Genomic DNA, 20,949 nt, shown 5'->3' on the forward strand with positions numbered 1-20,949 from the left:
TGCCGCTGGTCGTAGCGACGGGAGCGTTCCCGAGCGGCCTCCGGGTTCGCTTCGGCCCACCGCTTTGACTTCGCGTAGTCCGCTGCGTTACGGCATGCCTGACACATTCGTCGCTTCTTGATCTTGCCTGCACCAGTGCGGGCTGGGAAGTCCTCGATCGACTTCTCCACCCCGCACGTCGAGCAAACCTCCGTCTCAGACATCGCCGCGGGAGAAGTCCGCGATCAGGTTGGGGACGGCGGCATCAAACCCGGCGACGTCCAATGACCCAGGATCGTTCGGGTCACTGATACTCACATCTGACGCGGTCATGCCGACCACGACGAGCCGGGCGTCGATCCCGCTGTGCTCCCGGTAGCGCCGCAGCGCCTGGTGCGGGTGGGTCGAGCCGGCCCACGTCTCGTTGTCGGTGTACACCTGGAACGAGTCGTACGCCTTCCCCTGCTCCTGCGCCCACAGGATCGGCAACGCGCAGTCCGTGCCGCCGAACGGCAGGTTCGACACGGCGCGGATCGCGTCGTCGAGGCGTTGGCGCGGGCTGATCGGCAGCTCGGAGAGCACCGTCGGCCCGCCCCAGCCGCCACGGGATGCGCTGGTGAACCCGACGACGTCGACGTCCGGCTCGGTGGCCATCGTGACGAGCGCGAGCGCGGCCGACGCCTCCCGGCAGGAGATCGGCAGCCCCGAGGCTGGCGCGGTCATCGACCCGGACACGTCCAGGGCGATCAGGGTGCGCTTCCCGGCCGGCTCGACCGTGCCGAACGCGGCGTAGAACGCGGCGTCGAGCGCGTCGACGACCCGGCGGTCCGGGCGCCACTCGCCGTCGCCACGCGCGCTGCGCCCGCTCGCGTACGTGCGCAGCGCCACGAGGACGTTCACCGGGTGCACGCGGGCCTTCCCCAGCCGGTCCGCGTCGGCGAGCTGCGCGACGACGGTGCGGCGGGTGTCGCCGTCGAGCACGCCGAGGCGGGTGAGCCGGGGCAGCTGCCGCATGAGCGCGGTCTGCGGCATGCCCTTCTCCACCAGCGCGCGCCACACCTCGGGCCGGCCGAGCGCGGTGTCCGGGAGCATCTCCCACGACAGCGGGTGCGCCCCGATCAGCTCGATCAGCTCGGGGATGGACGCGGTCTGCGCCGCGACGAACGCGGACACGAGCGGCGGGACATCGGCGGCCGGCTCGTCGGCGACGATCCACCGGAACAGGTCGCGGCGGGCCGCATCGTCGGTATCCGGGTGGGCGAGGCGCAGCAGGTCGCGGTGCGACCAGCCCTCCCGCTGCCGGTACTTCACGGCCTGGTAGGCAACGTCGTCGACCGGACGGTCGAGGTACCACCCGGCGACGGCCCTGCGCAGGCCGCGCCCCCACCCGCGGAACTGCTCGACGTAGCGGGCGAACAGGAACAGGTGGGTGCCGGTGCGGCACACGGCGGGCAGCGCGGCGAACGCGGCCTTGCGGCCCGCGTCGTCCGCGAGCGCCGAGGCGGCCGCGAGCGCGAAGATCGCGGGGTTCTGGCGCGGCGCCCGGCCCGCGGTGGAGACGGCGACGACCTGCGCGACCAGCCACTCGCCCCGCTCGCGTGCGGCACGCAGCACGACCTCGGCGTTGTCCTTCGTGAGCTCGCGCTCCGAGGTGTAGTAGGTGCCGCCGTCGGTGCCGAGCACCAGGAACCGGTGCACGCGCGCGTCGTCGCCGAGCGCGAACGCGTAGCCGCCCGCCGCGTTCGGCTTCTGCCGGGCGTCGGCGGGCTCGGTCTGCGGGGTCTGGCGGGTGGTGACGGCGGTGAGCGGGTCCACAGGGGCCTCCTCGTGGGTAGGCCCTGCGGGCGTGTGGGTCGCGGCCGGGGGATCCGTTGAAAGCGGTAACCGACCGCATCCGGCCCGCAGGGCCGATCTGCAAGCAGGACGGGCGTGTGTGCGGTCGCCGGGGTGCCATTGCTCTGCCGATTGAGCTACACCGGCCGGGCCGGCGGCGGGACTCGAACCCGCAACCCATGGATCCGATAACCGACGACCTCCGGCCCGTCCTTCGATATCCAGTTGTGCGAGGACGGGCGTGTTGTGACCGCCGGGGTTGAGCGCTCTACCGGGTTGAGCTACTCCCCGGCCATGCCGGGGAGGCGGGATTCGAACCCGCAACCTCTCCCTACGGAAGGGGTAACCGACCGTCTCCGGCCCGTCCTCGCCGAGGACTGTAACGCGATACAGGGCGGGCACGCAGGGAATTACTGGACCGGACGCCACGCTGCCGTTCTGCCCTCTCCGGACAGGGTCCTTGGACCCTGTCCCGGCGCGCGTCCGATCCGTCACGCTTGTGCACGCTGGAGGGACGGACAGCCTGCAGCCGCCGACGTGTCCAATGGGGGACACGGTCGGCAGGCGCGGCGGCGGCCCGGTGTCAGAACCGGGCACCTCCGGCGGGCCCGGGGGCCGCACGACCGTGCTGGGGAGCGACGGCTGAGCGGCCCCCGGACCATCGTCACGACTACCGGCCGAGCGCGAGCACGGCGACGACCACCGCCACCACGACGACGATCACCGCGGCGAGTGCGGCCACCCTCGTGCCCTCGGCCTGTCTCCTCGGCGGCGCGGCGGCGCGGCGCAGGCGTGCGGTGTAGGCCGCCGCGGCCACGAGGAGCGCCCCGCATCCCACCAGCGCGAGGGGAACGGTGAGCGTGTCCGGGAAGTACTGCCCGAGCACCGCCGGCACCGTGATCAGGGTGCCGACCGCGCCGACCCCGAGCAGCACGAGCTCGCGCAGCCACGCACCGGCCGCCACCAGCGCGACCACGGACGCGACGGCCAGCGCCGCGACCCACCCGGCCTCGACGGTGAACTGCGCCCCGAGCACGACGGCGGCGCCGCCCAGTACGTACGCCGCGGTCCGCGCGGCGATCACGCGGCCCCAGCCCAGCACCGACCACCCGACGCCGACCCCCCACACCGCGAGGCCCGTCACCGGGTCGTCGTCGCCGTTCGGCAGGTGCACGACGGCCGATGCCGCCGCGACGGCGAGAGCCGCGAGCAGCGCGGCCTGCTGCAGGACGCCGCGGTGGCGCCACCACAACACCGCGGCGTAGGCGGCGGTGCCCGCGGCGGCCAGCAGCGTGACGGACTCGCTTGGCAGATCCAGGACCTCGTCACCCAGCAGGGCGAGACCGGTACCGAACAGGGCCGCCGACACCAGCCAGCAGACGCCGCGCAGCCTTCGCCCCACATCGGCGCGCCGAGCCGGGACGAAGGCACCGGTGGCGAGCAGCAGCGCGGCGGCACCGAAGGCGATGCCCAGCCGTCCGCCGACACCGATCTGCGACCAGTACCGGTCGGTGGCGGTCACGGCGCCGATGAGCACCAGCACCCCGCCGACGTAACCGAGCGCCTCGGCCACCAGCGGCGCCCGGGACGGCCGCTCGACGGGCTGTTCCGCCGCGAGGATCCGCTCCGCCTGATCCGGGGTGATCAGGCCGCTCCCGACCCAGCGCCGGAGACGATCGGCCAGGTCAGCGCCGTCGTTCAACGCCCGCCCTCGCTGCGCTCGCCCGCTCCGCGGGCCGTCATCCCCGGGGCGCTCTGGCGACCGCTTCGCTGCCGCGCCGTGCTGATGATCCGCTCGCTCATCGGCACCTCTGACGTCATGACCCGAATGGTGGTCCCGCGCAGCCGGCGGCGCTGGCGCGGACCGGCGCATTCCGCCGAACGGGCAGCCACGATCTGCCGATCGGCCCGAGGAATCCGGGTCCGACGGCCCTGTCCGCGCGAACAGGCCGGTGACAGCGTCCGCTCATGAGTGGAGAAGGCCCGGCACCCGCGGACGTGGTGGTCGAGTTGCACGGCCCGATCGGCGAGGACCTGCGCGGGTACGCGGGGAAGAAGGCCGCCGCCGTACTGGCCCGGGCCGATCGCAGGGTCTTGTTCTGCCGCGTGCGCGTGTCCCGCCCGGCACCGCCCACCCGGGGCCGTCCCGTCACCGCGACGGCGAACGTCGATCTCGAGGGAACGTTGCTGCACGTGCGGTGCACGGGTTCGACGCCGAGGGAAGCGGTCGACCGACTGGTGGACCGGCTCGCCGAGCGGCTGCGGCGGGCCGCGTTGCACTGGGAGGCCCGCCGCGGGCGGATGTACCACGGCGAGCCACACGAATGGCGGCACGGCTTCCCGGGCGGGCGGGGATCGGGGGAGAAGGAGAACCGGTGACCCGTTCCGGGCCCGCGTCGGTGGACCGCCGTGCGCTGCTGCGCGAGTGGGTGTGGTCGGTGACGGCGTGACGATCGGTCCTGTCGGACCGAGTCAGTCCGGTGCACCGTCGGCCGCAACGAGCGGAGGAAAGCGCGATGTCCGAAGCACCGTGCCGCCTGCCGCGGCGCCCCACCGATCGCGTCGAAGATCTCGTCGCATGGCTCCTGGCCATCGCGGCACTGCTGGTGGTCGGGAGTGCCTGCCTGACCGGAATCGCGGTGCACGGCAGGGAGGCCGCGCGCGTCGATGACGGCGGGTCGGTGTCCCAGGTGCGTGCCGTGCTGCTCGAGGACGTGATCCTTATGACCGGCGACTACGGCATGCACCGGCTGGCGACGGTCCCGGCGCGCTGGACCGATCGAGCCGGGCTGGAGCACACCGGCGCCGTCGTGGTGACCCACTCCGCACGGGCAGGCACCGAGGTCGGTCTGTGGATCGATGCCACGGGGAGGATCACCCCGCCGCCGCTGCGCCCGGTGAACGCCGTTTTCGGCGGGATAGTCGCCGCGATCGGCGTGTTGTGCGCCGGCGCGACGCTGCTCGTCGCGAGCTGGCTCGGGGTGCGCTCGGTGACGGCGCGGGTGAACTCCCGCCGGTGGGAGCAGGACTGGGCGCGCGTCGAACCGCTGTGGCGCCGCGGTGCGTGAGGGCCGACGTGGCCGATGCCGGCCGGCACGGCAAACCACCACCGAGGCGCCGGACTCACTCCCGCATCGCGCCGAATTGGTGTTCACTCTACGTCGGGGGGTCGAGGATCTGGAGTTCGGCATGTCGGACGACCTCGCCGCGGCGCACGCGCGACGGAACGGCCTCGCGGGGCTGCGCCTCGACGAGCTGCTGCACGGCGTGCAGGAGCGGCTGGCCGAGATCGTCCAGATCCGCGACCAGATGCAGGGCCTCCTGGATGCCGTGCTCGCCGTCGCCACCAGTCTCGAACTGGACGCCACCCTGCAGCGCATCGTGCAGTCCGCCGTCACGCTCGTGGACGCGCGCTACGGGGCGCTCGGCGTGCTCGCGCCGGACGGCGGGATCGCCCGTTTCATCACGGTCGGGGTCGACGAGGAGACCCGCACACGGATGGGGCGGCTCCCCGAGGGCAAGGGGTTGCTCGGCCAGCTCATCCTGGATCCGCGGCCGCTGCGGCTCGCCGAGCTGAGCGCGCACGAGTCCTCCGTCGGCTTCCCACCCAACCACCCGCCCATGCACAGCTTCGTCGGCGTTCCGGTGCGGGTGCGGGACTCCGTGTACGGCAACCTCTACCTCACCGAGAAGCAGAGCGGCGGCGAGTTCACCGCCGACGACGAGGTGGTGCTCGAGGCACTCGCCGCCGCCGCGGGGATCGCGGTGCAGAACTCGGACCTCTTCGAGCAGACCAGGTTGCGGCAGGCGTGGCTGGAAGCCTCCGGGGAGATCCGGGCCGAGCTGCTGTCCGGCGCCACCGAGGCGGACGCGCTCGGTCTCGTGGCGCTGCGCACCCAGGAGCTGACCGGCTCGGAGGCCACGCTCATCGTGCTCGGGCCCGCAGGGGCCGACGAGGGCTTCACGGTCGGGGCGCAACGCGGCATGGAGAGCGTCGACCTGGTAGGACGCGCGATCGACGCGAGGGATCCGCTGCTGCGTGAGGTGGTCGACGGGCGCACCGCCGTGCTCGCGGGCAGCGTCGGAGGGCTGCGTGAGGCCGGTGATGCGCTCCTCGACTTCGGGCCCACCGTGGCGGTTCCGCTGCATTCGCAGGACCGGGTGATGGGAGTGCTGGTCGCGCTGCGCAGACGGGAGACGCAGCCGTTCCAGCCGAGCGAGGTACCGCTCCTCACCTCGTTCGCCGAACAGGCCACACTCGCGCTCGAGCTGGGGGAGAAGAACCGGGCGCAGCGGCAGCTCGCCGTGTTCGGCGACCGCGACCGCATCGCCCGCGACCTGCACGACCGCGTCATCCAGCGGCTGTTCGCCACCGGGCTGCAGCTGCAGAGCACGCTGCGGCGCAGCCCGGACCCCGCCGTGCAGCGGCGGATCCAGCAGGCGGTCGACGAGCTCGACGTGACGGTGCGGGAGATCCGCACGTCCATCTTCGACCTGCACACCACCGGCGACGGCGCCGCGGGCGGGCTCCGGCGCCGACTGCTGGACACCGCCGCCGATGCGGCCGAGGGGCACGGCCTGTCCCCGTCGGTGCGGATCGCAGGGGCCGTCGACACGCTCGTCCCGCCGGAGGTCGGTGTGCACGCGGTGGCGGTCGTGCGAGAAGCCGTGAGCAACGCGGCCCGGCACGCCGCGGCACGGTCGGTGACGCTCGCCATCGAGGCCGGTGAGGAGCTGTTGATCGAGGTCACGGACGACGGGTGCGGGATCGACCCGGCCGCGGCCCGCAGCGGGTTGCGCAACCTCGAGGCCAGGGCGCACGAGTGCGCAGGCACCTTCCACGTGCGCCCGGGACCGGGCGGCGGCACGCGGCTGAGCTGGCGGGTCCCGCTGTGCTGACAGGCGCCGTGCTGGACAGGTCGGGGCCGAAGGCCGTGGATTGCGGGACGTCCGGCCGTGGTCCGGCCGAGTGGGCCGGCTGCAGGCTGTCGGGGTGACCGCGGAGCACTTCGCACGCCGACCGGCCGGCCTGTCGCCGAGCGGCCGTGCGTCGCCGCTCGCAGCCGTGCTCGACGCGTGCCTCACCGAGGTGGCGGCACGGCCCTTCCCGGGTGCGCGCAGGTGGTGGGTCGTCACGAGGGGCGGTGGGATCGAGCTGCGCACCGCGTGGGCGCCGCACCTGCCTGCGCCCGTGCTCAGGGCCACGCGCGTCGCCGCCGGGTCCGCGCTGCTCGCCGTGCGGCTCGCCGTGGGTGCGTCCGGGTTCCGGCCGGTCACGGCCCTGCTCCCCAGCGGCCGGGTCCGTGGTGTGCTCGCGATCGTGCGTTGCGGGACCCCGTCCCGTCCGACGAGGGACGAGCGGGTCCTGTTCGAGACCCTGGTGAGGGCCCGCGTGCCCGAGCCGGGTGTTCCGGTCGCGCTCGCGATGCCACAGCTGCGCTCGGCCGTCGAGGCCGAAGGCGCCTGGCTGCGTACGGTCGTCGATTCGGCCGACGGCGAGCGACTGCGGCGCCTGCCGGCCGGCGACCCGGCCGACATCGCGCCACCCGGTTCGCTCGTCGCGATCCTCGGTAGTCACGGCGAGCTGCCCGCGGCCGATCTCATGGCGGGCCAGGCCCTGCAACGCCTGTTCTGCACCGCGAGCGCGCTCGGCGTCTCGGCAGGCGTGCTGGCCGGGCCGCAGGAGCTGGGCGCGGATCCGCAGGCGGCCGACGCGGGGATCGGCCTGACCGAGCAGGTTCTGGTGCGGGTCAGGCCGCCGGACGAGGCCGGGGGAGCGGAGCAGGAGCCCGCATGAGGGGCCCTCGTCGCCCCGATTCGTGTCGGCGAGCATCGGAGCGGGAAACCGGGAATGGCCGAGGAGCCGGGGTGAGAAGCAGGTGGTGGTGAAGGCGGTGTCGATCGCGCGGGCCGGTGCGGCGTTGCTGCGAATCGTGTTGCCGGGCACCGGCCGGTCGCGCGCCCGAGCGCGTGCAACGCTCGCCGGCCGGCTCGGCGGGTACGTCGCCGCCGACGTCATGACGCCCCGGCCCTACCTGGCGCCCGGGTGGTGGACGGTGCAGGCCCTCGTCGAGCACCTGCTCGGCCCGGACGGGCCCCGGCACCGCGCATTCCCGGTGGTCGACGTCCACGGACGGCTGGTCGGGCGCCTGCACCTCGCCGAGATCGCCGCGATCGATCCGAACACCCGCCCGACGACGACCGTCGCCGACGTGGCCCGTCCCGTACCGGCCGCGCTCGTCGTCGACCGCGACATGCCTCTCGATCACGTCCTGCGGCGTCCGCACTGCCGTGGCCGCGACATCGTCGTCGAGCACGACGGCCGCGTGGTCGGGATCATCGCCATGACGGACCTCCAGCGCACGGCCGAGCTGGAGGCCCTGCGGTCCGACGCATACGGTCACGGCGTGCCGTGGAACGGGTCGATCGGCTGGGAGTGACGACACGCGAGCCGTCCGAGCTGGGCGGGGGCGACGCGCAGGAACCGGCAGCGGGTGCGTGCTGCACAACCCGGCCTGAGTGATGCAGGTCACTTCGAGGGGATGTCGAAGCGCTGCAACCGGCTCCGTTCCTGCTGCGTCCGAACCCGAGAACGAAGGAGACCTCCGATGACCCGCTTCATGATCCTGACCAAGCACGACCGCTCGCTCGACGTGCCGCACGCGAGTGAGTGGGACCCCGCCGACGTGGCGGCCCACTTCGAGTGCCTGCGCGCCCTCAACGCCGAGCTGGCCGCGAACGGCGAGCTGGTGGAGATGAACGCGCTGACCGGGCCCGAGCTGGCGAAGGTCGTCACAGCCGACGGCGCGGGCGCGCCTGTCGTCACCGACGGTCCGTTCCCCGAGGCCAAGGAGCTGCTGGCCGGCTACCAGCTGATCGACGTCGAGTCGGAGGAGCGCGCGCTGGAGATCGCGGCGGCGGTCTCGGCCGCCCCGGGGCCCGGCGGGAAGCCGATGGGCCAGCACATCGAGGTCCGGCAGGTGATGTTCACGTTCTCGGCGGACGCGTGAACGACCAGCCGATCGAGGACCTGCTGCGCCGGATGGCGCCGCAGGTCCTCGGCGTGCTCGTGCGGCGCTACGGCGACTTCGCCGCCGCCGAGGACGCGGTCCAGGAGGCGCTGATCGTCGCCGCCCAGCACTGGCCCCGGGACGGGGTGCCCGAGCATCCGCACGCGTGGCTGATTCGTACCGCCACCCGCAAGCTCGTCGACGAGCACCGCGCGGCGGCTGCCCGGCGCCGTCGCGAGGAGAACGTCGCGCTGGAACCCGCGGCCGCCCCCGTCCCGGACGCCGACGACACGCTGCGGCTGCTGGTGCTGTGCTGCCATCCGGTGCTCACGCCCAGCTCGGCCGTCGCGCTGACGCTGCGCGCGGTCGGCGGGCTGACCACGGCCGAGATCGCCGCGGTGTTCCTCGTGCCGGAGCAGACCATGGGCACCCGCATCAGCCGGGCGAAGGCCAAGGTCGCCGAGGCCGGAGCGCGGTTCACCCTGCCGGAGCACGACGAGCGCGGCCGGCGCGTGCAAGCGGTGCTGCGGGTTCTCTACGTGATGTTCACCGAGGCGCACACCAGCAGCGGCGGAGCCGGGCTGCACCGCGTCGACCTGGCCGCCGAGGCGATCCGGCTGACCCGGATGCTGCAGACCGCGCTGCCCGCCGACCCCGAGGTGACGGGCCTGCTGGCCCTGCTCCTGCTCACCGACGCCCGCCGCCCCGCGCGCACCGGGCCCGATGGCGAGCTCGTCCCGCTCGCCGAGCAGGACCGCACGCGCTGGGACCGCGCCGCGATCGTCGAGGGCATCGGGCTGGCGGTGGCGGCGCGCCGCGCCGGGGTGGTGGGGGAGTACCAGCTGCAGGCATCCATCGCTGCGGTGCACGACGCCGCCCCGACCGCCGCCGACACCGACTGGGCCCAGATCCGGGTCCTTTACGAGCTGCTCGAACGTGTCACCGACAACCCGGTCGTCACGCTCAACCGAGCCGTCGCCGTCGCCATGACCGACGGGGTGGGCGCCGGGCTCGCGCTGCTCGACGAGGTCGCTCCGCGGCTGGCCGGGCACCACCGCCTCGACGCCGTCCGCGCGCATCTGCTGGAAGAGGCGGGGGACTCGGCCGCCGCCGCCCGGCACTACGCCGCCGCTGCCGCCCGCGCGGTGAACCTCCCCGAGCGGCAGTACCTCACGATGCGGGCGGCCCGGCTGCGATCGCTATGACATTGCGTGATCGCGTGGTAGTCGGTGACCAGCATTCTCGCTGGTCACCGAACTCAACGCTAGATCAGTCTCAGTCCAGGTAGTCGCGCAGCACCTGCGACCGCGACGGGTGGCGCAGCTTCGACATGGTCTTGGACTCGATCTGCCGGATCCGCTCGCGCGTGACCCCGTAGACCTGGCCGATCTCGTCGAGGGTGCGCGGCTGGCCGTCGGTGAGGCCGAACCGCAGCCGGACGACGCCCGCCTCGCGCTCGGACAGCGTGGCGAGCACCGACTGGAGCTGGTCCTGCAGCAGCGTGAAGCTGACGGCGTCGACCGCGACGACCGCCTCGGAGTCCTCGATGAAGTCGCCGAGCTGCGAGTCGCCCTCGTCGCCGATGGTCTGGTCCAGCGAGATGGGCTCCCGGGCGTACTGCTGGATCTCCAGCACCTTCTCCGGGGTGATGTCCATCTCCTTGGCCAGCTCCTCCGGCGTGGGCTCGCGGCCCAGGTCCTGGAGCAGCTCGCGCTGGATGCGGCCGAGCTTGTTGATGACCTCGACCATGTGCACCGGGATGCGGATGGTGCGGGCCTGGTCGGCCATCGCGCGGGTGATGGCCTGCCGGATCCACCAGGTGGCGTACGTGGAGAACTTGTAGCCCTTGGTGTAGTCGAACTTCTCGACCGCGCGGATCAGGCCGAGGTTGCCCTCCTGGATCAGGTCCAGGAACGCCATGCCGCGGCCGGTGTAGCGCTTGGCCAGCGACACGACGAGGCGGAGGTTCGCCTCCAGCAGGTGGTTCTTGGCGCGCTCGCCATCGCGGACGATCCAGCGCAGGTCGCGGCGCATCTGCGGCGACACCTTCTCGCCCGCGTCGATCGCGCGGCGCATCCGCTCCGCGGCGTAGAGGCCGGCCTCGATGCGTTTGGCGAGCTCGACCTCCTCCTCCGCGTTGAGCAGCGCGACCTTGCCGATCTGCTTCAGGTAGGCGCGGACCGAGTCGGCGGAAGCGGTGAGCTCGGCGTCCTTGCGGGCCTGCCGCAGCGCCTCGGACTCTTCCTCGTCCCAGACGAAGTCGGCCGACTGCTTCTGCTGCGAGCTGCGGGTGGTGGGGGCGCGACGGTTGGCGCCGGTGTTGGCCGGCTCCTCGTCGTCGTCATCGTCGTCGTCATCGTCGTCCGCCACGTCCTCGGCGACGTCGTCCGCGAGGTCGGCCTCGAGCTCGACCTCGACGTCCTCCAGCTCACCGACCTCGGCGTCGGCCAGCTCGACCTCGCCGTCGAGGTCGGTGGGCTCGCCCTCTGCGGCCGGGTCGGCCTTCTTCGTGGACTTGGCCGCCGGCTTGGCGGCCCCACCCTTCGTGGCACCCGAGCGGGACCGGGTGGTGCCGGTCTTGGCGGATGCGCTCGACCGCTTGCCGGATCGGCGAGCAGGTGCGGGACCTGCCGCCTCGTCGACGGTCGGGTCGATGCGGGTTGCGGAGTCTGCGGCTGCCACTAGGCCCTCTCGCTGCGTGCGCTCTATGGTGCGCCGGGAGACGTCGAGCTCCGGCTGCTGGACGAGATGTTGTGCGATACCTCGACGGATGGCGTCCGCTGTCAAGTCTTCGGGGCCATCCCGTTTCGGGGTACTGCGCCATTGTAACTGCGCGTGCTCCGGGTGTCCGAAGCTGCGCCCGGTGGTCGCTCCGGGGCCACTGGTGCGCACACACGCGCGGTGCGATGTGGTCGGATGGTCACCGTGAACGAGGCCCGTCCCACCGCTCCGACCACTCCCGCCCAGCCGGCGACGCTCGCCGGCGACGAGCCGGCCGACCTGCGCCGCGTCGCCGAGGACATCGTGACGGAGGCCGCCGAGCACCTCGGGAAGCTGCCGCGCCCATGGGACGAGCTCGGCGGCACGGGCGTGGCCACGAAGAGCACACCGACCGATGTCGTCACCGAATCCGACCACGCTGTCGAGTCCCTCATTCGCGAGCGGCTCGGCGCGCTCCGGCCCGGCGACGTCGTCGTGGGGGAGGAGCACGGGAGTACCGCGGGCGAGTCACGCACCGTCTGGCTCGTCGACCCGATCGACGGCACGGTCAACTTCCTGTACGGCATGCCGTGGTACGCGATCTCGGTCGCCGCCGTCCGCGACGGCGTGTCGGTGGCGGGTGCCGTGATGGAGCCGGCTTCCGGGCGGCTGTGGAGCGCCGCGGCGGGCGAGGGCGCCACCTGCGACGGGCGGCCGCTGCGGGTGTCCGGGGCCACCGACCTGTCGCTGTCGCTGCTCGGCACCGGGTTCTCCTACCGGCCCGAGCGCCGCGTACGGCAGGTACGCATGATCGGCGGCATGCTGCCGCACGTGCGGGACGTGCGGCGGGCCGGTTCCGCATCGCTCGACCTGTGCGCCGTCGCCGCAGGCTGGGCGGACGCCTACCTCGAGCACGGCTGCAACTGGTGGGACTGGGCGGCCGCCGCGCTGATCGCGCAGGAGGCGGGCGCCCTCGTGCGCACGCCGGGGCCGACGGGCAGCGTGCCCCCCGACGACGGGCTCGGAGCGGACGCCCTCTTCGCCGCCACCCCCGCTATTGCCGAGGAGCTCGCCGCGCTGGCCCGGGAGCACGGCGCAGCGGACGTCTGAGTCGCCCGGCGCTACTCGACCACCGGGTCGGTCAGCAGTTGGCGTCGCGCGCTTCCTCGACGAGCTCCGGGTCCACGGTCGTCGGGGCGGGGGCGGCCTCGGCGGCGTTCGGGTCCGCGTTCGCCGCTCCGTCCGTGCCGCCGCCGGGCTCGGTGAGCTGGTCGAGCGCGTCGCGCGCCGCCCGGCCGGGGTTGAAGTCGCCGAAGCCGGTGCCCACCGAGATGTCCACCCCTGCGTCCGGTCGGCCGTCCCGCACCAGCTCGGCGCACGGCATCACGAGCGTGAGCGTGCTGGCGGCGGCCTCACCGGCCGCGCCGAAGCGCAGCTGGCCGTAGCACTCCATGTTCTCGTTCGGGAACAGCGGGTCGTTGCCCGTCCCCTTGACCGAGAACCCGAGGTCGCCGAGCTGTGCGGCCACGAGGCTTGCCTGCCCGCGCTGCCCGCCCGCGTTGAACACCTGCACCTCGACCGCAGCCGGCGGGGCCGGCGTCACCTGGTCGAGGGCGCCGGTGGACAGCACCTCGCCCGCGGGCGGGTTGGGTACCGGGCACGACGTCGCGCTCGACGCGCCGCCGGCGTTGACGAGCACGACGGTCCACGTGGTGATCGCCAGCACGGCCAGCACGCTGACCACGACGAGCACCGGGCCTCGCCTGCGGCGCTGGTAGGGGCGGGTACGGGCAGCGGTCATCGGTCGAGTCCCTCCGCGAGCACGTGCTGGCCCAGTGCGACGAGCGGGGCGAGGCTGCCGTCGAGCCCGGCGGCCATGGATGCCGGCACCATTCCCGCCTGCACGCGGGCGAGGATGCCGGCGAGCACCACGCCCAGCTTGAACGCGCCGAAGGCGACGTACCACGGCAGTGGGGCGAGGTCGATGCCTGATCCCGCGGCGTAGGCGGCCGCCACCTCGTCGCGGCGCAGGAAGCCGGGCAGCCGGGTGGGGCTCGACAGGTGCTGCGCGGCCCGCCAGACCGGGTGCTCGTCGGCCTGGTGCCAGTAGACGAGCAGCAGTCCGAGGTCGGCGAGCGGGTCGCCGAGCGTCGAGAGCTCCCAGTCGAGCACCGCGCGGATGCGCCCCGGGTCGTGGGCGTCGAAGAGGCAGTTGTCGATGCGGTAGTCGCCGTGCACGATCGTGTGTCGCTGGGTGGCGGGCACGGTGGCCGCGAGCCGCTCGGCGAGGCCGGACAGCTCGGCCGCCGTGGCTGCATCCGTCGGCACGCCGTCGCGGGCCTGCTCCCACTGCGCCACCCAGCGGCTCACCTGCCTGGTGAGGAAACCTTCCGGCCGGCCGAAGTCGCCCAGCCCGACCTCGTGGGGGTCGACGGCGTGCAAGGCCACGAGCACGTCGACGAGCGCGGTGCTCACCCGGCGACGCTCGTCATCGGAACTCGCCCATCCGGGTGGAAGTTCTCCCAGTGGCACGACGCCCTCGACGAGTTCCATGACGTAGCAGGGTGCGTCCACCGGTGGCCCGCCCGCCGCGGCCGCCAGCACGCGCGGTACCGGGACGGCGGTACCGGCCAGCGCCATGATCACGCGCCGCTCGCGCCCCATGTCGTGCGCCGTGGCCGCCACCCGGCCCACCGGCGGACGGCGAAGCACCACCGCGCCTGCCGGGCTCTCCACCCGGTAGGTCAGGTTCGACCGGCCGGCCCCGATCGGATGCAGCGCACACCCATGCCAGCGCTCGTCGCCGAGCTGGTCGGCGAGCCATGCGCCGACCGCAACCGGGTCGGCCCCCGGCACCGGCGCGGGGCCGCTGTGCGCGCGATCCCCGCGTTCGGGAGAGACAGCCACGCTGGGAACCCTAACCGCGCATGTGGACGCCACCTCTGGGCGACACGGGCAGGAGTGTGGACGCCCGCGCCCTGGGTTACCCTTCTGCGCCCCGAGGGGGAGTCCCATTTTCGCGGGCGCGATAGCGCATCACGACCATGAGTGGGGCTGGGTTGAGACGTGCGTCACAGAATTGCCGGGCACAAACCCCGGCCCTAGGGCGTTGTCCAGCCGCACGACGACGACATGTGTGTAAGAGGGTGGGAGCAATGGCGACCGACTACGACGCGCCGCGGCGCAACGAGACCGACGACATGGCCGAGGACTCGCTCGACGAGCTGAAGGCCCGTCGCAACGAGGCCCAGTCGTCGGTCGTGGACGTCGACGAGTCGGACACGGCGGAGAGCTTCGAGCTGCCGGGCGCCGACCTGTCGGGCGAGGAGCTCACGGTCAAGGTGCTGCCCAAGCAGGCGGACGAGTTCACCTGCGCGAGCTGCTTCCTCGTCCATCACCGCAGCCGGCTGGCATCCAGCAGCGGTGGACAGTTCATCTGCCGCGACTGCGCTGCCTGATCCCCCGATCCACGGGGGAGCGATCCGCCCCGAACCGCACCCCGGTTCGGGGCTGTGTCGTGTTCGGGGAACCGGAGGTCAACGGCCGAGCGCCCGGACGAGTGCGTCCGGATCGCGGGTGCTGACGATCCAGTACGGCGTGTCGCTGTCCGGGTCGGTCACCTCGATCCGGACGACCGGCCCGATCCACGCCCTGTGCATCAGGAAGGCGGCCGGGTCGAGCTCGGGGCCCAGCGCTGCCTGCTTGCCCTCGCGCGGCACCACGTCGACGTGACCGACGAAGCGCAGCGGGAGGCGGGCCTCGCCGGCCCGCAGTTCGCCGTCCGCCTCGTCGCCGTCGCCCTTGTCACCATCGCCCATGTCACCGTCGACCCGCACCCGCACGTGGCCGAGCCACACCAACGCCCCGACGCAGAGCGGGATCGTGATCGCGTACCCGATCCACGAGCGGACGCCCGGGTAGCCCATGTGCACCTCGGCGCCGAGCAGCACCGCCAGGCCGAGCGCCGGCAAGTACCACCACAGCGGCACGGACAACCGCTCGTCGAACCGAGGGGTGCCGGACGTCGCAGGCGGGGTGGCCGACTGGTGCTCGCTCACGGCACCCGAGGGTAGCCTCGCCCGTCGTGCCCGGCCCCGTCGATACTCCCCAGCGCGAGCCGCTCACCGCACCGCTCGTACCGGCGCCCGCGCCCAGCGTCGAGGTGATGATCACCCGGCTCGACGCAGGGTTGCCGGTGCCCTCCTACGCGCGGGCGGGCGACGCGGGCGCGGATCTGCACTGCACCACCGACGTCGTGCTCGCGCCGGGCGAGCGGGTCGTCGTCGGCACCGGCGTTGCCATCGCCCTCCCACCCGGGTACGCCGGGTTCGTCCACCCCCGGTCCGGGTTGGCCGCACGCACCGGGCTGTCGATCGTCAACGCGCCGGGCACCGTGGACGCCGGCTACCGGGGTGAGATCCTGGTCTGCCTGATCAACCTCGATCCGCGCGACGAGCTGCGGCTGCGCCGCGGCGACCGGATCGCCCAGCTGGTGGTGCAGAAAGTGGAGTACGCCCGGTTCGTCGAGGTGGCGGAGCTGCCCTCGTCCGAACGCGGCGCGGGTGGCCACGGATCCACCGGCGGGCACGAGCGGCTGAGCACGGGGGACGGACCGTAGTGGCGCGACGCGACAGGGGAACCCGCGAAGTCAGGTTCGACAAGGACGCCGATGGGGGCGGGCTGGCGCTCGACACCGAGACCGCGCTCCCGCCCACCGGCCCCCACGACAGCGACGGCCTCGACCCCGAGGTCACCGATGCGGCCGGCCTCGTCGACTTCGGGTCGATCCGCGTGCCGGTGCCGCCGGACGGCGCCGTCACCGTCGAGCCCACCACGGGCGACCGCATGCAGGCCGTGCACATCAGGTTGCCGGAGGGCAGGCTGTCGGTGAGCGCCCTCGCCGCCCCGAAGACGTCGAAGCTGTGGCCCGAGCTCTCCCGCGAGATCGACGGTTCGTTGCGTGAGGGCGGGGCAAGGGTGCGGTCGTTCCCCGGCGAATGGGGCCGCGAACTGCACGCGACATCCGGCGGCGCCACGTCCGTCTTCGTCGGGGTGGACGGGCCGCGCTGGATGCTCTACGGCGTCGCGACCGGCCCCAGCGCGCATGCCGCTCACCTCGACGCCGAGCTGCGCCGCATGCTGCGCGGCACCGTCGTGGCGCGCGGGAAGAAGCCCTTCCCGGTGCGCACGATCCTGCCGCTCGCCATGCCGGACCACCTCGCGGCCGAGGCTGCGGAAACACCCGCGGTGCCCGCGGCGGGCGCCAAGAAGAGGTCGTCGCCGAAGGCGGCCACCGGCAAGTCGGCGCCGGGTAAGACGGCGCCCGGTAAGACGGCGCCCCCGAACTCGGATGCCGCCTCGGCGGCCGCCAAGAAGGCTGCCGCGCGGCGGGCGGCGGCGCGCAAGGCCGCCGCGGCGGCCGCGGTCAAGGCGGCGGCGGAGGCGCTTGCCGAGCAGGCGGCGGAGGACAGGGCCGCAGCGGGAGAGCATCCGGACACCAGGAGCGCCGTCCGGAAGCCCGTTGCCGGGACGATCCCCACCGGGCCCGGCCCCGACGCGCCGCTGCGCGAGCAGGCTCCGTCGGCGCGCAGGGCGGCAGCCGCGGCGTGGCGCGCCGCGGAAGAGAACGCAGCGCCGCCGCCCACGGAAGCGCTGCCGGTCGCCCGTCCGGTCGAGGAGTCGCCCGTCACGGAGGCGTTCCCCCTTGGCGGGGCCGACGTGCCGCCCACCGAGGCTCTGCCCGTCGTCGGCCCGGGTGCCGGTGGCCGGCGCCGGCCGGCCGAAGCGGGTCCGGTGGCGCCGCCCCCGTCCCGTGGTCGGCGCCACCTGCCGGAACGCCCGGTCGAGCAGTCCTACCCCGGCGGACGGCGCCGGCTGCGCGAGCCCGTGGCCGAGATGCCGCCGCCCCCGTACCCGCGCGAACAGGAGAGCGGGCGGCGGCGGCTCCAGCAGCCGGACGGCGCGCTCGGCTCCACCGCGCCATGGGACCTGAGCGAGCCGGGTGGACGGCGCAGGCTGCGCGAGCCGGACCCCGACTCGGCCGGGCCCGCGTCGGGCAGGCGACAGCAGCGGGAGCCGGGCCCCGACCGGGTGAACGGGGTACCCCTGCGACGTGCCGAGCCGTTCGACGCGGACCAGGGAGTCTCCGCGTCCGGCAGGCGGCACCTGCGGGAGCCGTGGGACGGTGCGGAGCCGGTCGCCGATATTGGTGTCAGCGCGTCGGGCAGGCAACCGTTGCGGGAACCGAGCGGGCCGGTGGCCGACTCGGGTGTCAGCGCGTCGGGTCGTCGGCATCTGCGGGAACCGTGGGACGAGGCAGAGCGCGGCGGCGGCCCGCAGCCGTGGGAGACGACCCCCGGACGGCCGAACGGGTCGGACGGTTTGCGACGGCCCGCCGGGGACCACTGGGATGCGGATCCGGCGGACTCCGGCGTGTCGGCGTCGGGTCGTAGGCGGTTGCGCGAGTGGGACGACGCGGCGCCGATGCCGGACACCGGTGTGTCCGCATCGGGCCGGCAACGCCCGCGGGAGCCGTGGGAGCGGGGACCCGGTGACGCGGACCGGTCGGGTGGACGGCGGCGCCTCGACGAGCTGCCCGCGCTGCGTGACGACGCGGGCGTCTCCGGAACCGGTCGGCGGCGGTTGCGGGAGTCGTGGGACGGTGCGGCGCCGGACACCGGTCCGCGAGAGCCTGCTCCGCGGCCGCCGGACGGGTCGGGCGAGTACCACCAGGCCGGTGTGGACGCCCGCTTCCGGCCGGTCGACGACGTCTCCGCGTCGGGCCGCCGTCGCATCCGGGAGCCGTTGGACGACGTCGCGCCGGTGTCGGACGCCGGCATGTCGGCGACGGGCAGGCGGCACCTGCGGGAGCCGTGGGAGGAAGCCGGGCCGGAGCCCGGCGCACCGGGCGGATCGGGCGGATCGGGCGGCCGCCGGAGGCTGGGCGAGCCCACGCCGGTCGACCATGGCGGCGGCCGCCGTCGCCGCGAGGCCGACGCAGGTGATGACCTGATCTCCGGCACCGGCGGGCGGCGTCGGCTGCACGAACCGGCGTCTGCGCCCATCCGTGACGGGTCGCAGACCGAGCCGTGGCTCGTCGCGCCCGACGGACCGCTCGACGGGAGCGCTCGCCGCACCCTTGGCGCCCAGTACTTGATCGACACCGGTGAGCAGGACGCCGACTGGGCCACCGACCTCGGCGACTACGAGGAGCGCCGCGACGGCGGCCGGCACTCAGGGGCGGACGATGCGTCGGACACCACGGTCCGGCTGCAGGCGCTGTTGAACGAGCTGGACCCGAACCGCCCGAGACGCCGGCACCGCCGCTGATCTCAGCCGGCGCCTGCCGCATGCCGCCACGCCCGCACGGCGGCCCTGCCGAGCACGGCGGGGTCGGAGCCGAGCGCGGCGAGGGTGGTGGTGCGGATCGCCGCGCGTGGCAGTGCCTGTGCCCATGCGCGAGCGGTGCCCAGCGGGTGCACCGGGTCGTCGACGAGGGCGACGATCCCCACCGGCACCGCGAGCGAACCGAGCGTGACCAGGTCGGGGGCTGGTTGGGCCGCTGCGGCGTCGAGCGCGTCGGCGAGGCTCGTGCCGTAGCCGGCCCATGCGCGGGCCAGCTCGTCGGCCAGCCACGGGGGTGTGCCAGCCCGTGCCGCCGCCACGGCCGCCGCGAGTCCGCGGGCTCGGACCTGCCCCGCCGTGGCCCGCGCCGCCGCGGCCGCGGGTGCGCCGTCGGGCGGGCCGGTCCAGGCCGGCATCACCACCAGAACGCCGGCGAGTCCCGCGGGCGCCCGGTCGGCGGCCCAGGCCGTGGCGACGTGCGCGCCGAGGGAGATCCCGCCGACGAGGAACGCGCCTGGCCGGTCCGCCGCGGCGTCGAGCGCCGCCCGGTATCCCGCCACGACGTCCGCGCCGGGGCGTGGTGCCACCGCGTCGAGGGCCATGCCTTGCGCCGCGAGCGCGGACTCGAACACGGATCGGACGAAACGGGCGTCCGATCCGGATCCGGGCAGCATCGCCGCCCGGACGGCGCGAACCGCCGACCGTTCGCCGGGAGCTGGCGAAAAGGTGGCCCGTGAGGTCAGCGGAGATGGTTTCCGGCGAGTTACGCTTGAAACGTTATCGGGCCTAGCACAGGGCCGAGCGAGCTGGGGGACAGATGACCAGCACCGATGGTGGTGCCTTCCGCCGTATGCTGCGCCGGCTGACCAGTGATGTGGACGAGCTGGATGCCGACGACCTCGAGGCCGGTGCGCAGAAGTCCGGCGCGCAGCGCGCGTCCGACTGCGCCTGCGGGCAGGAGGTCACGATGCTCGGCCGGCTGCGCAGCGTCGAGTTCCGGCCGCGGGACGCCGACGCGTCGCTGGAGGCCGAGCTGTTCGACGGCACCGACGGCGTCACGCTGATCTGGCTCGGCAGGCGGCGCATCCCCGGCATCGAGCCGGGTCGCACCATGCGCGTGCGCGGACGGCTCGCCCTGCGGGACGGGCGGAAGGTCCTCTACAACCCGTTCTACGAGATCTGCCCCGCCACCACCTCGTAGCGGCGGCCGATTCCCTCCGGACAACCGGAGAACCGGGCCCGGGTACCCTCGGCGACGCTGGCACGCTCAGCGGCACCTGGAACCCGTCGAGACACGCGCCGGACCCCGTCCGGGGCGCGAGGAGCACCGTGACCCACGGCCCGACCTCAGGCCCCACTCCTGAGTCCCAGACCGATGGTGAGGCGGCCGACGGGTCGCGCCATGAGCGCGAGTACCCCACCCTGCTCGACCAGATGGGCGGCGTGCAGGGCGTCGTCGCCTCCACCATCCCGGTCGCGGTGTTCGTCGTCGGGAACGTGGCGTTCGGGCTGCAGCCCGCGGTGATCTCCGCGCTGGTGGCGGGTGTCGCGATCGCCGTGTGGCGGATCGCGCGGAAGCAGGCGCTGCAGCCGGCCGTCTCCGGTCTCCTCGGCGTGGGCGTCGCGGCGTTCATCGCGTACCGCACCGGCGACGCCCGCGGCTTCTACCTGCCCGGCCTGCTCTTCAGCGCGGCTTGCGGGCTGGCGTTCCTGGTCTCGATGGTGGTCCGCTGGCCGCTCGCAGGCGTCGTATGGCACGCGGTGAACGGCGACGGCCAGTCCTGGCGGGCCGACCCCCGTCTGCTGCGCGCCTACACGTTCGCCACCGCGCTCTGGACGCTCGTGTTCGCCTCCCGCGTCGTGGTGCAGGGCTGGCTCTACAACGCCGACGAGGCGACGTGGCTGGGCATCGCGCGGCTGGCCATGGGCTACCCGCTCGTCGGGCTGGCGCTGCTCGGCACGATCTGGGCCGTGCGGCGGGCGCGGCGCGACCCGGCCCCGGCCTGACCTACCCACCCACCCGCAGGTCGCGTATCGAGCCCGCAGCCGCGAATGCCTTGATGCGTGTGGCGATACGGGCCGG

21 protein-coding genes are annotated in these 20,949 nt (G+C 73.9%); 13 read left to right on the top strand and 8 right to left on the bottom strand.

What is annotated here, in order from left to right:
* Positions 1 to 195: 195 nt before the first annotated feature.
* From K1T35_RS15565 to K1T35_RS48865, 3 genes are all read right to left on the bottom strand, one after another.
* On the bottom strand, positions 196 to 1,794 hold the full coding sequence (locus tag K1T35_RS15565) for a TROVE domain-containing protein (RefSeq protein WP_220260868.1): 1,599 nt from the start codon (positions 1,792 to 1,794) through the stop codon (positions 196 to 198).
* Between the two features lie 688 nt (positions 1,795 to 2,482).
* Positions 2,483 to 3,514, bottom strand: a complete 1,032-nt coding sequence (locus K1T35_RS15570) for a DUF2157 domain-containing protein (protein WP_220260869.1) — start codon at positions 3,512 to 3,514, stop codon at positions 2,483 to 2,485.
* A complete protein-coding gene (locus tag K1T35_RS48865; RefSeq protein ID WP_255621939.1) occupies positions 3,511 to 3,633 on the bottom strand; it encodes a hypothetical protein in 123 nt (40 codons plus the stop codon). The genes K1T35_RS15570 and K1T35_RS48865 overlap by 4 nt, the downstream gene beginning before the upstream one ends.
* Positions 3,634 to 3,780: 147 nt before the next feature.
* Here K1T35_RS48865 and K1T35_RS15575 point away from each other — a divergent pair, with 147 nt between their 5' ends.
* The 7 genes from K1T35_RS15575 (at position 3,781) to K1T35_RS15605 (ending at position 10,027) form a co-directional block, all read left to right on the top strand.
* The gene (locus K1T35_RS15575; RefSeq protein ID WP_220260870.1) at positions 3,781 to 4,191 is read left to right on the top strand and encodes an HPF/RaiA family ribosome-associated protein; all 411 of its coding nucleotides are present in this window, start codon (positions 3,781 to 3,783) and stop codon (positions 4,189 to 4,191) included.
* Between the two features lie 137 nt (positions 4,192 to 4,328).
* Complete coding sequence (locus K1T35_RS15580; protein WP_220260871.1) at positions 4,329 to 4,880, top strand: hypothetical protein; 552 nt, start codon at positions 4,329 to 4,331, stop codon at positions 4,878 to 4,880.
* A gap of 121 nt (positions 4,881 to 5,001) precedes the next feature.
* Complete coding sequence (locus tag K1T35_RS15585; RefSeq protein ID WP_220260872.1) at positions 5,002 to 6,711, top strand: GAF domain-containing protein; 1,710 nt, start codon at positions 5,002 to 5,004, stop codon at positions 6,709 to 6,711.
* Between the two features lie 94 nt (positions 6,712 to 6,805).
* A complete protein-coding gene (locus K1T35_RS15590; protein ID WP_220260873.1) occupies positions 6,806 to 7,609 on the top strand; it encodes a hypothetical protein in 804 nt (267 codons plus the stop codon).
* Between the two features lie 88 nt (positions 7,610 to 7,697).
* Positions 7,698 to 8,252: a CBS domain-containing protein gene (locus K1T35_RS15595; protein WP_220260874.1), complete on the top strand. Its 555-nt coding sequence runs from the start codon at positions 7,698 to 7,700 to the stop codon at positions 8,250 to 8,252.
* 168 nt (positions 8,253 to 8,420) lie between these two features.
* Positions 8,421 to 8,822: a YciI family protein gene (locus tag K1T35_RS15600; RefSeq protein ID WP_220260875.1), complete on the top strand. Its 402-nt coding sequence runs from the start codon at positions 8,421 to 8,423 to the stop codon at positions 8,820 to 8,822.
* On the top strand, positions 8,819 to 10,027 hold the full coding sequence (locus K1T35_RS15605) for an RNA polymerase sigma factor (protein ID WP_255621941.1): 1,209 nt from the start codon (positions 8,819 to 8,821) through the stop codon (positions 10,025 to 10,027). Before K1T35_RS15600 ends, K1T35_RS15605 begins: the two co-directional genes overlap by 4 nt.
* 70 nt (positions 10,028 to 10,097) lie before the next feature.
* Here K1T35_RS15605 and K1T35_RS15610 read toward each other — a convergent pair whose 3' ends face one another.
* Positions 10,098 to 11,714: an RNA polymerase sigma factor gene (locus K1T35_RS15610; RefSeq protein ID WP_370645380.1), complete on the bottom strand. Its 1,617-nt coding sequence runs from the start codon at positions 11,712 to 11,714 to the stop codon at positions 10,098 to 10,100.
* A gap of 24 nt (positions 11,715 to 11,738) precedes the next feature.
* Here K1T35_RS15610 and K1T35_RS15615 point away from each other — a divergent pair, with 24 nt between their 5' ends.
* A complete protein-coding gene (locus K1T35_RS15615; protein WP_220260876.1) occupies positions 11,739 to 12,632 on the top strand; it encodes an inositol monophosphatase family protein in 894 nt (297 codons plus the stop codon).
* Positions 12,633 to 12,663: 31 nt separating this feature from the next.
* Here the strand turns inward: K1T35_RS15615 and cei are convergent, their stop codons facing one another.
* Together cei and K1T35_RS15625 are read right to left on the bottom strand one after the other, a co-directional pair.
* Positions 12,664 to 13,323, bottom strand: a complete 660-nt coding sequence (gene cei, locus K1T35_RS15620) for an envelope integrity protein Cei (RefSeq protein ID WP_220260877.1) — start codon at positions 13,321 to 13,323, stop codon at positions 12,664 to 12,666.
* Positions 13,320 to 14,429: a phosphotransferase family protein gene (locus K1T35_RS15625; RefSeq protein WP_255621943.1), complete on the bottom strand. Its 1,110-nt coding sequence runs from the start codon at positions 14,427 to 14,429 to the stop codon at positions 13,320 to 13,322. Before K1T35_RS15625 ends, cei begins: the two co-directional genes overlap by 4 nt.
* A 248-nt stretch (positions 14,430 to 14,677) precedes the next feature.
* Here K1T35_RS15625 and K1T35_RS15630 point away from each other — a divergent pair, with 248 nt between their 5' ends.
* Positions 14,678 to 14,980: a DUF4193 domain-containing protein gene (locus K1T35_RS15630; RefSeq protein WP_075949968.1), complete on the top strand. Its 303-nt coding sequence runs from the start codon at positions 14,678 to 14,680 to the stop codon at positions 14,978 to 14,980.
* 78 nt (positions 14,981 to 15,058) lie between these two features.
* Here the strand turns inward: K1T35_RS15630 and K1T35_RS15635 are convergent, their stop codons facing one another.
* Positions 15,059 to 15,580 (bottom strand): DUF3093 domain-containing protein, encoded by a 522-nt coding sequence (locus tag K1T35_RS15635; RefSeq protein ID WP_220260879.1) that lies wholly within the window; start codon positions 15,578 to 15,580, stop codon positions 15,059 to 15,061.
* Positions 15,581 to 15,687: 107 nt separating this feature from the next.
* Between K1T35_RS15635 and dut the strand changes: the two genes are divergently transcribed.
* Positions 15,688 to 16,140 (top strand): dUTP diphosphatase, encoded by a 453-nt coding sequence (dut, locus tag K1T35_RS15640; protein ID WP_220262626.1) that lies wholly within the window; start codon positions 15,688 to 15,690, stop codon positions 16,138 to 16,140.
* On the top strand, positions 16,140 to 18,851 hold the full coding sequence (locus K1T35_RS15645) for a DUF3710 domain-containing protein (RefSeq protein ID WP_220260880.1): 2,712 nt from the start codon (positions 16,140 to 16,142) through the stop codon (positions 18,849 to 18,851). Before dut ends, K1T35_RS15645 begins: the two co-directional genes overlap by 1 nt.
* 2 nt (positions 18,852 to 18,853) lie before the next feature.
* On the opposite strand, the gene K1T35_RS15650 is transcribed toward K1T35_RS15645, so the two are convergent.
* The gene (locus K1T35_RS15650; protein WP_255621946.1) at positions 18,854 to 19,498 is read right to left on the bottom strand and encodes an alpha/beta hydrolase; all 645 of its coding nucleotides are present in this window, start codon (positions 19,496 to 19,498) and stop codon (positions 18,854 to 18,856) included.
* A gap of 185 nt (positions 19,499 to 19,683) precedes the next feature.
* Between K1T35_RS15650 and K1T35_RS15655 the strand changes: the two genes are divergently transcribed.
* Positions 19,684 to 20,067 (top strand): OB-fold nucleic acid binding domain-containing protein, encoded by a 384-nt coding sequence (locus K1T35_RS15655; protein WP_220260882.1) that lies wholly within the window; start codon positions 19,684 to 19,686, stop codon positions 20,065 to 20,067.
* A 128-nt stretch (positions 20,068 to 20,195) separates the two neighbouring features.
* On the top strand, positions 20,196 to 20,873 hold the full coding sequence (locus tag K1T35_RS15660) for a DUF3159 domain-containing protein (RefSeq protein WP_255621948.1): 678 nt from the start codon (positions 20,196 to 20,198) through the stop codon (positions 20,871 to 20,873).
* The last annotated feature ends 76 nt before the right edge of the window (positions 20,874 to 20,949 follow it).

Origin of the sequence: Pseudonocardia sp. DSM 110487, assembly GCF_019468565.1 — a bacterium.
In the GTDB taxonomy this organism is placed as follows: domain Bacteria; phylum Actinomycetota; class Actinomycetes; order Mycobacteriales; family Pseudonocardiaceae; genus Pseudonocardia.

Bases quoted from the DNA above. Each gene is read 5' to 3' on its own strand.
- cei (WP_220260877.1), bottom strand. From the start codon at position 13,323: ATGACCGCTGCCCGTACCCGCCCCTACCAGCGCCGCAGGCGAGGCCCG.
- K1T35_RS15580 (WP_220260871.1), top strand. From the start codon at position 4,329: ATGTCCGAAGCACCGTGCCGCCTGCCGCGGCGCCCCACCGATCGCGTC.
- K1T35_RS15600 (WP_220260875.1), top strand. From the start codon at position 8,421: ATGACCCGCTTCATGATCCTGACCAAGCACGACCGCTCGCTCGACGTG.
- K1T35_RS15630 (WP_075949968.1), top strand. From the start codon at position 14,678: ATGGCGACCGACTACGACGCGCCGCGGCGCAACGAGACCGACGACATG.
- K1T35_RS48865 (WP_255621939.1), bottom strand. From the start codon at position 3,633: ATGACGTCAGAGGTGCCGATGAGCGAGCGGATCATCAGCACGGCGCGG.
- K1T35_RS15575 (WP_220260870.1), top strand. From the start codon at position 3,781: ATGAGTGGAGAAGGCCCGGCACCCGCGGACGTGGTGGTCGAGTTGCAC.
- K1T35_RS15585 (WP_220260872.1), top strand. From the start codon at position 5,002: ATGTCGGACGACCTCGCCGCGGCGCACGCGCGACGGAACGGCCTCGCG.
- K1T35_RS15655 (WP_220260882.1), top strand. From the start codon at position 19,684: ATGACCAGCACCGATGGTGGTGCCTTCCGCCGTATGCTGCGCCGGCTG.
- dut (WP_220262626.1), top strand. From the start codon at position 15,688: ATGATCACCCGGCTCGACGCAGGGTTGCCGGTGCCCTCCTACGCGCGG.
- K1T35_RS15615 (WP_220260876.1), top strand. From the start codon at position 11,739: ATGGTCACCGTGAACGAGGCCCGTCCCACCGCTCCGACCACTCCCGCC.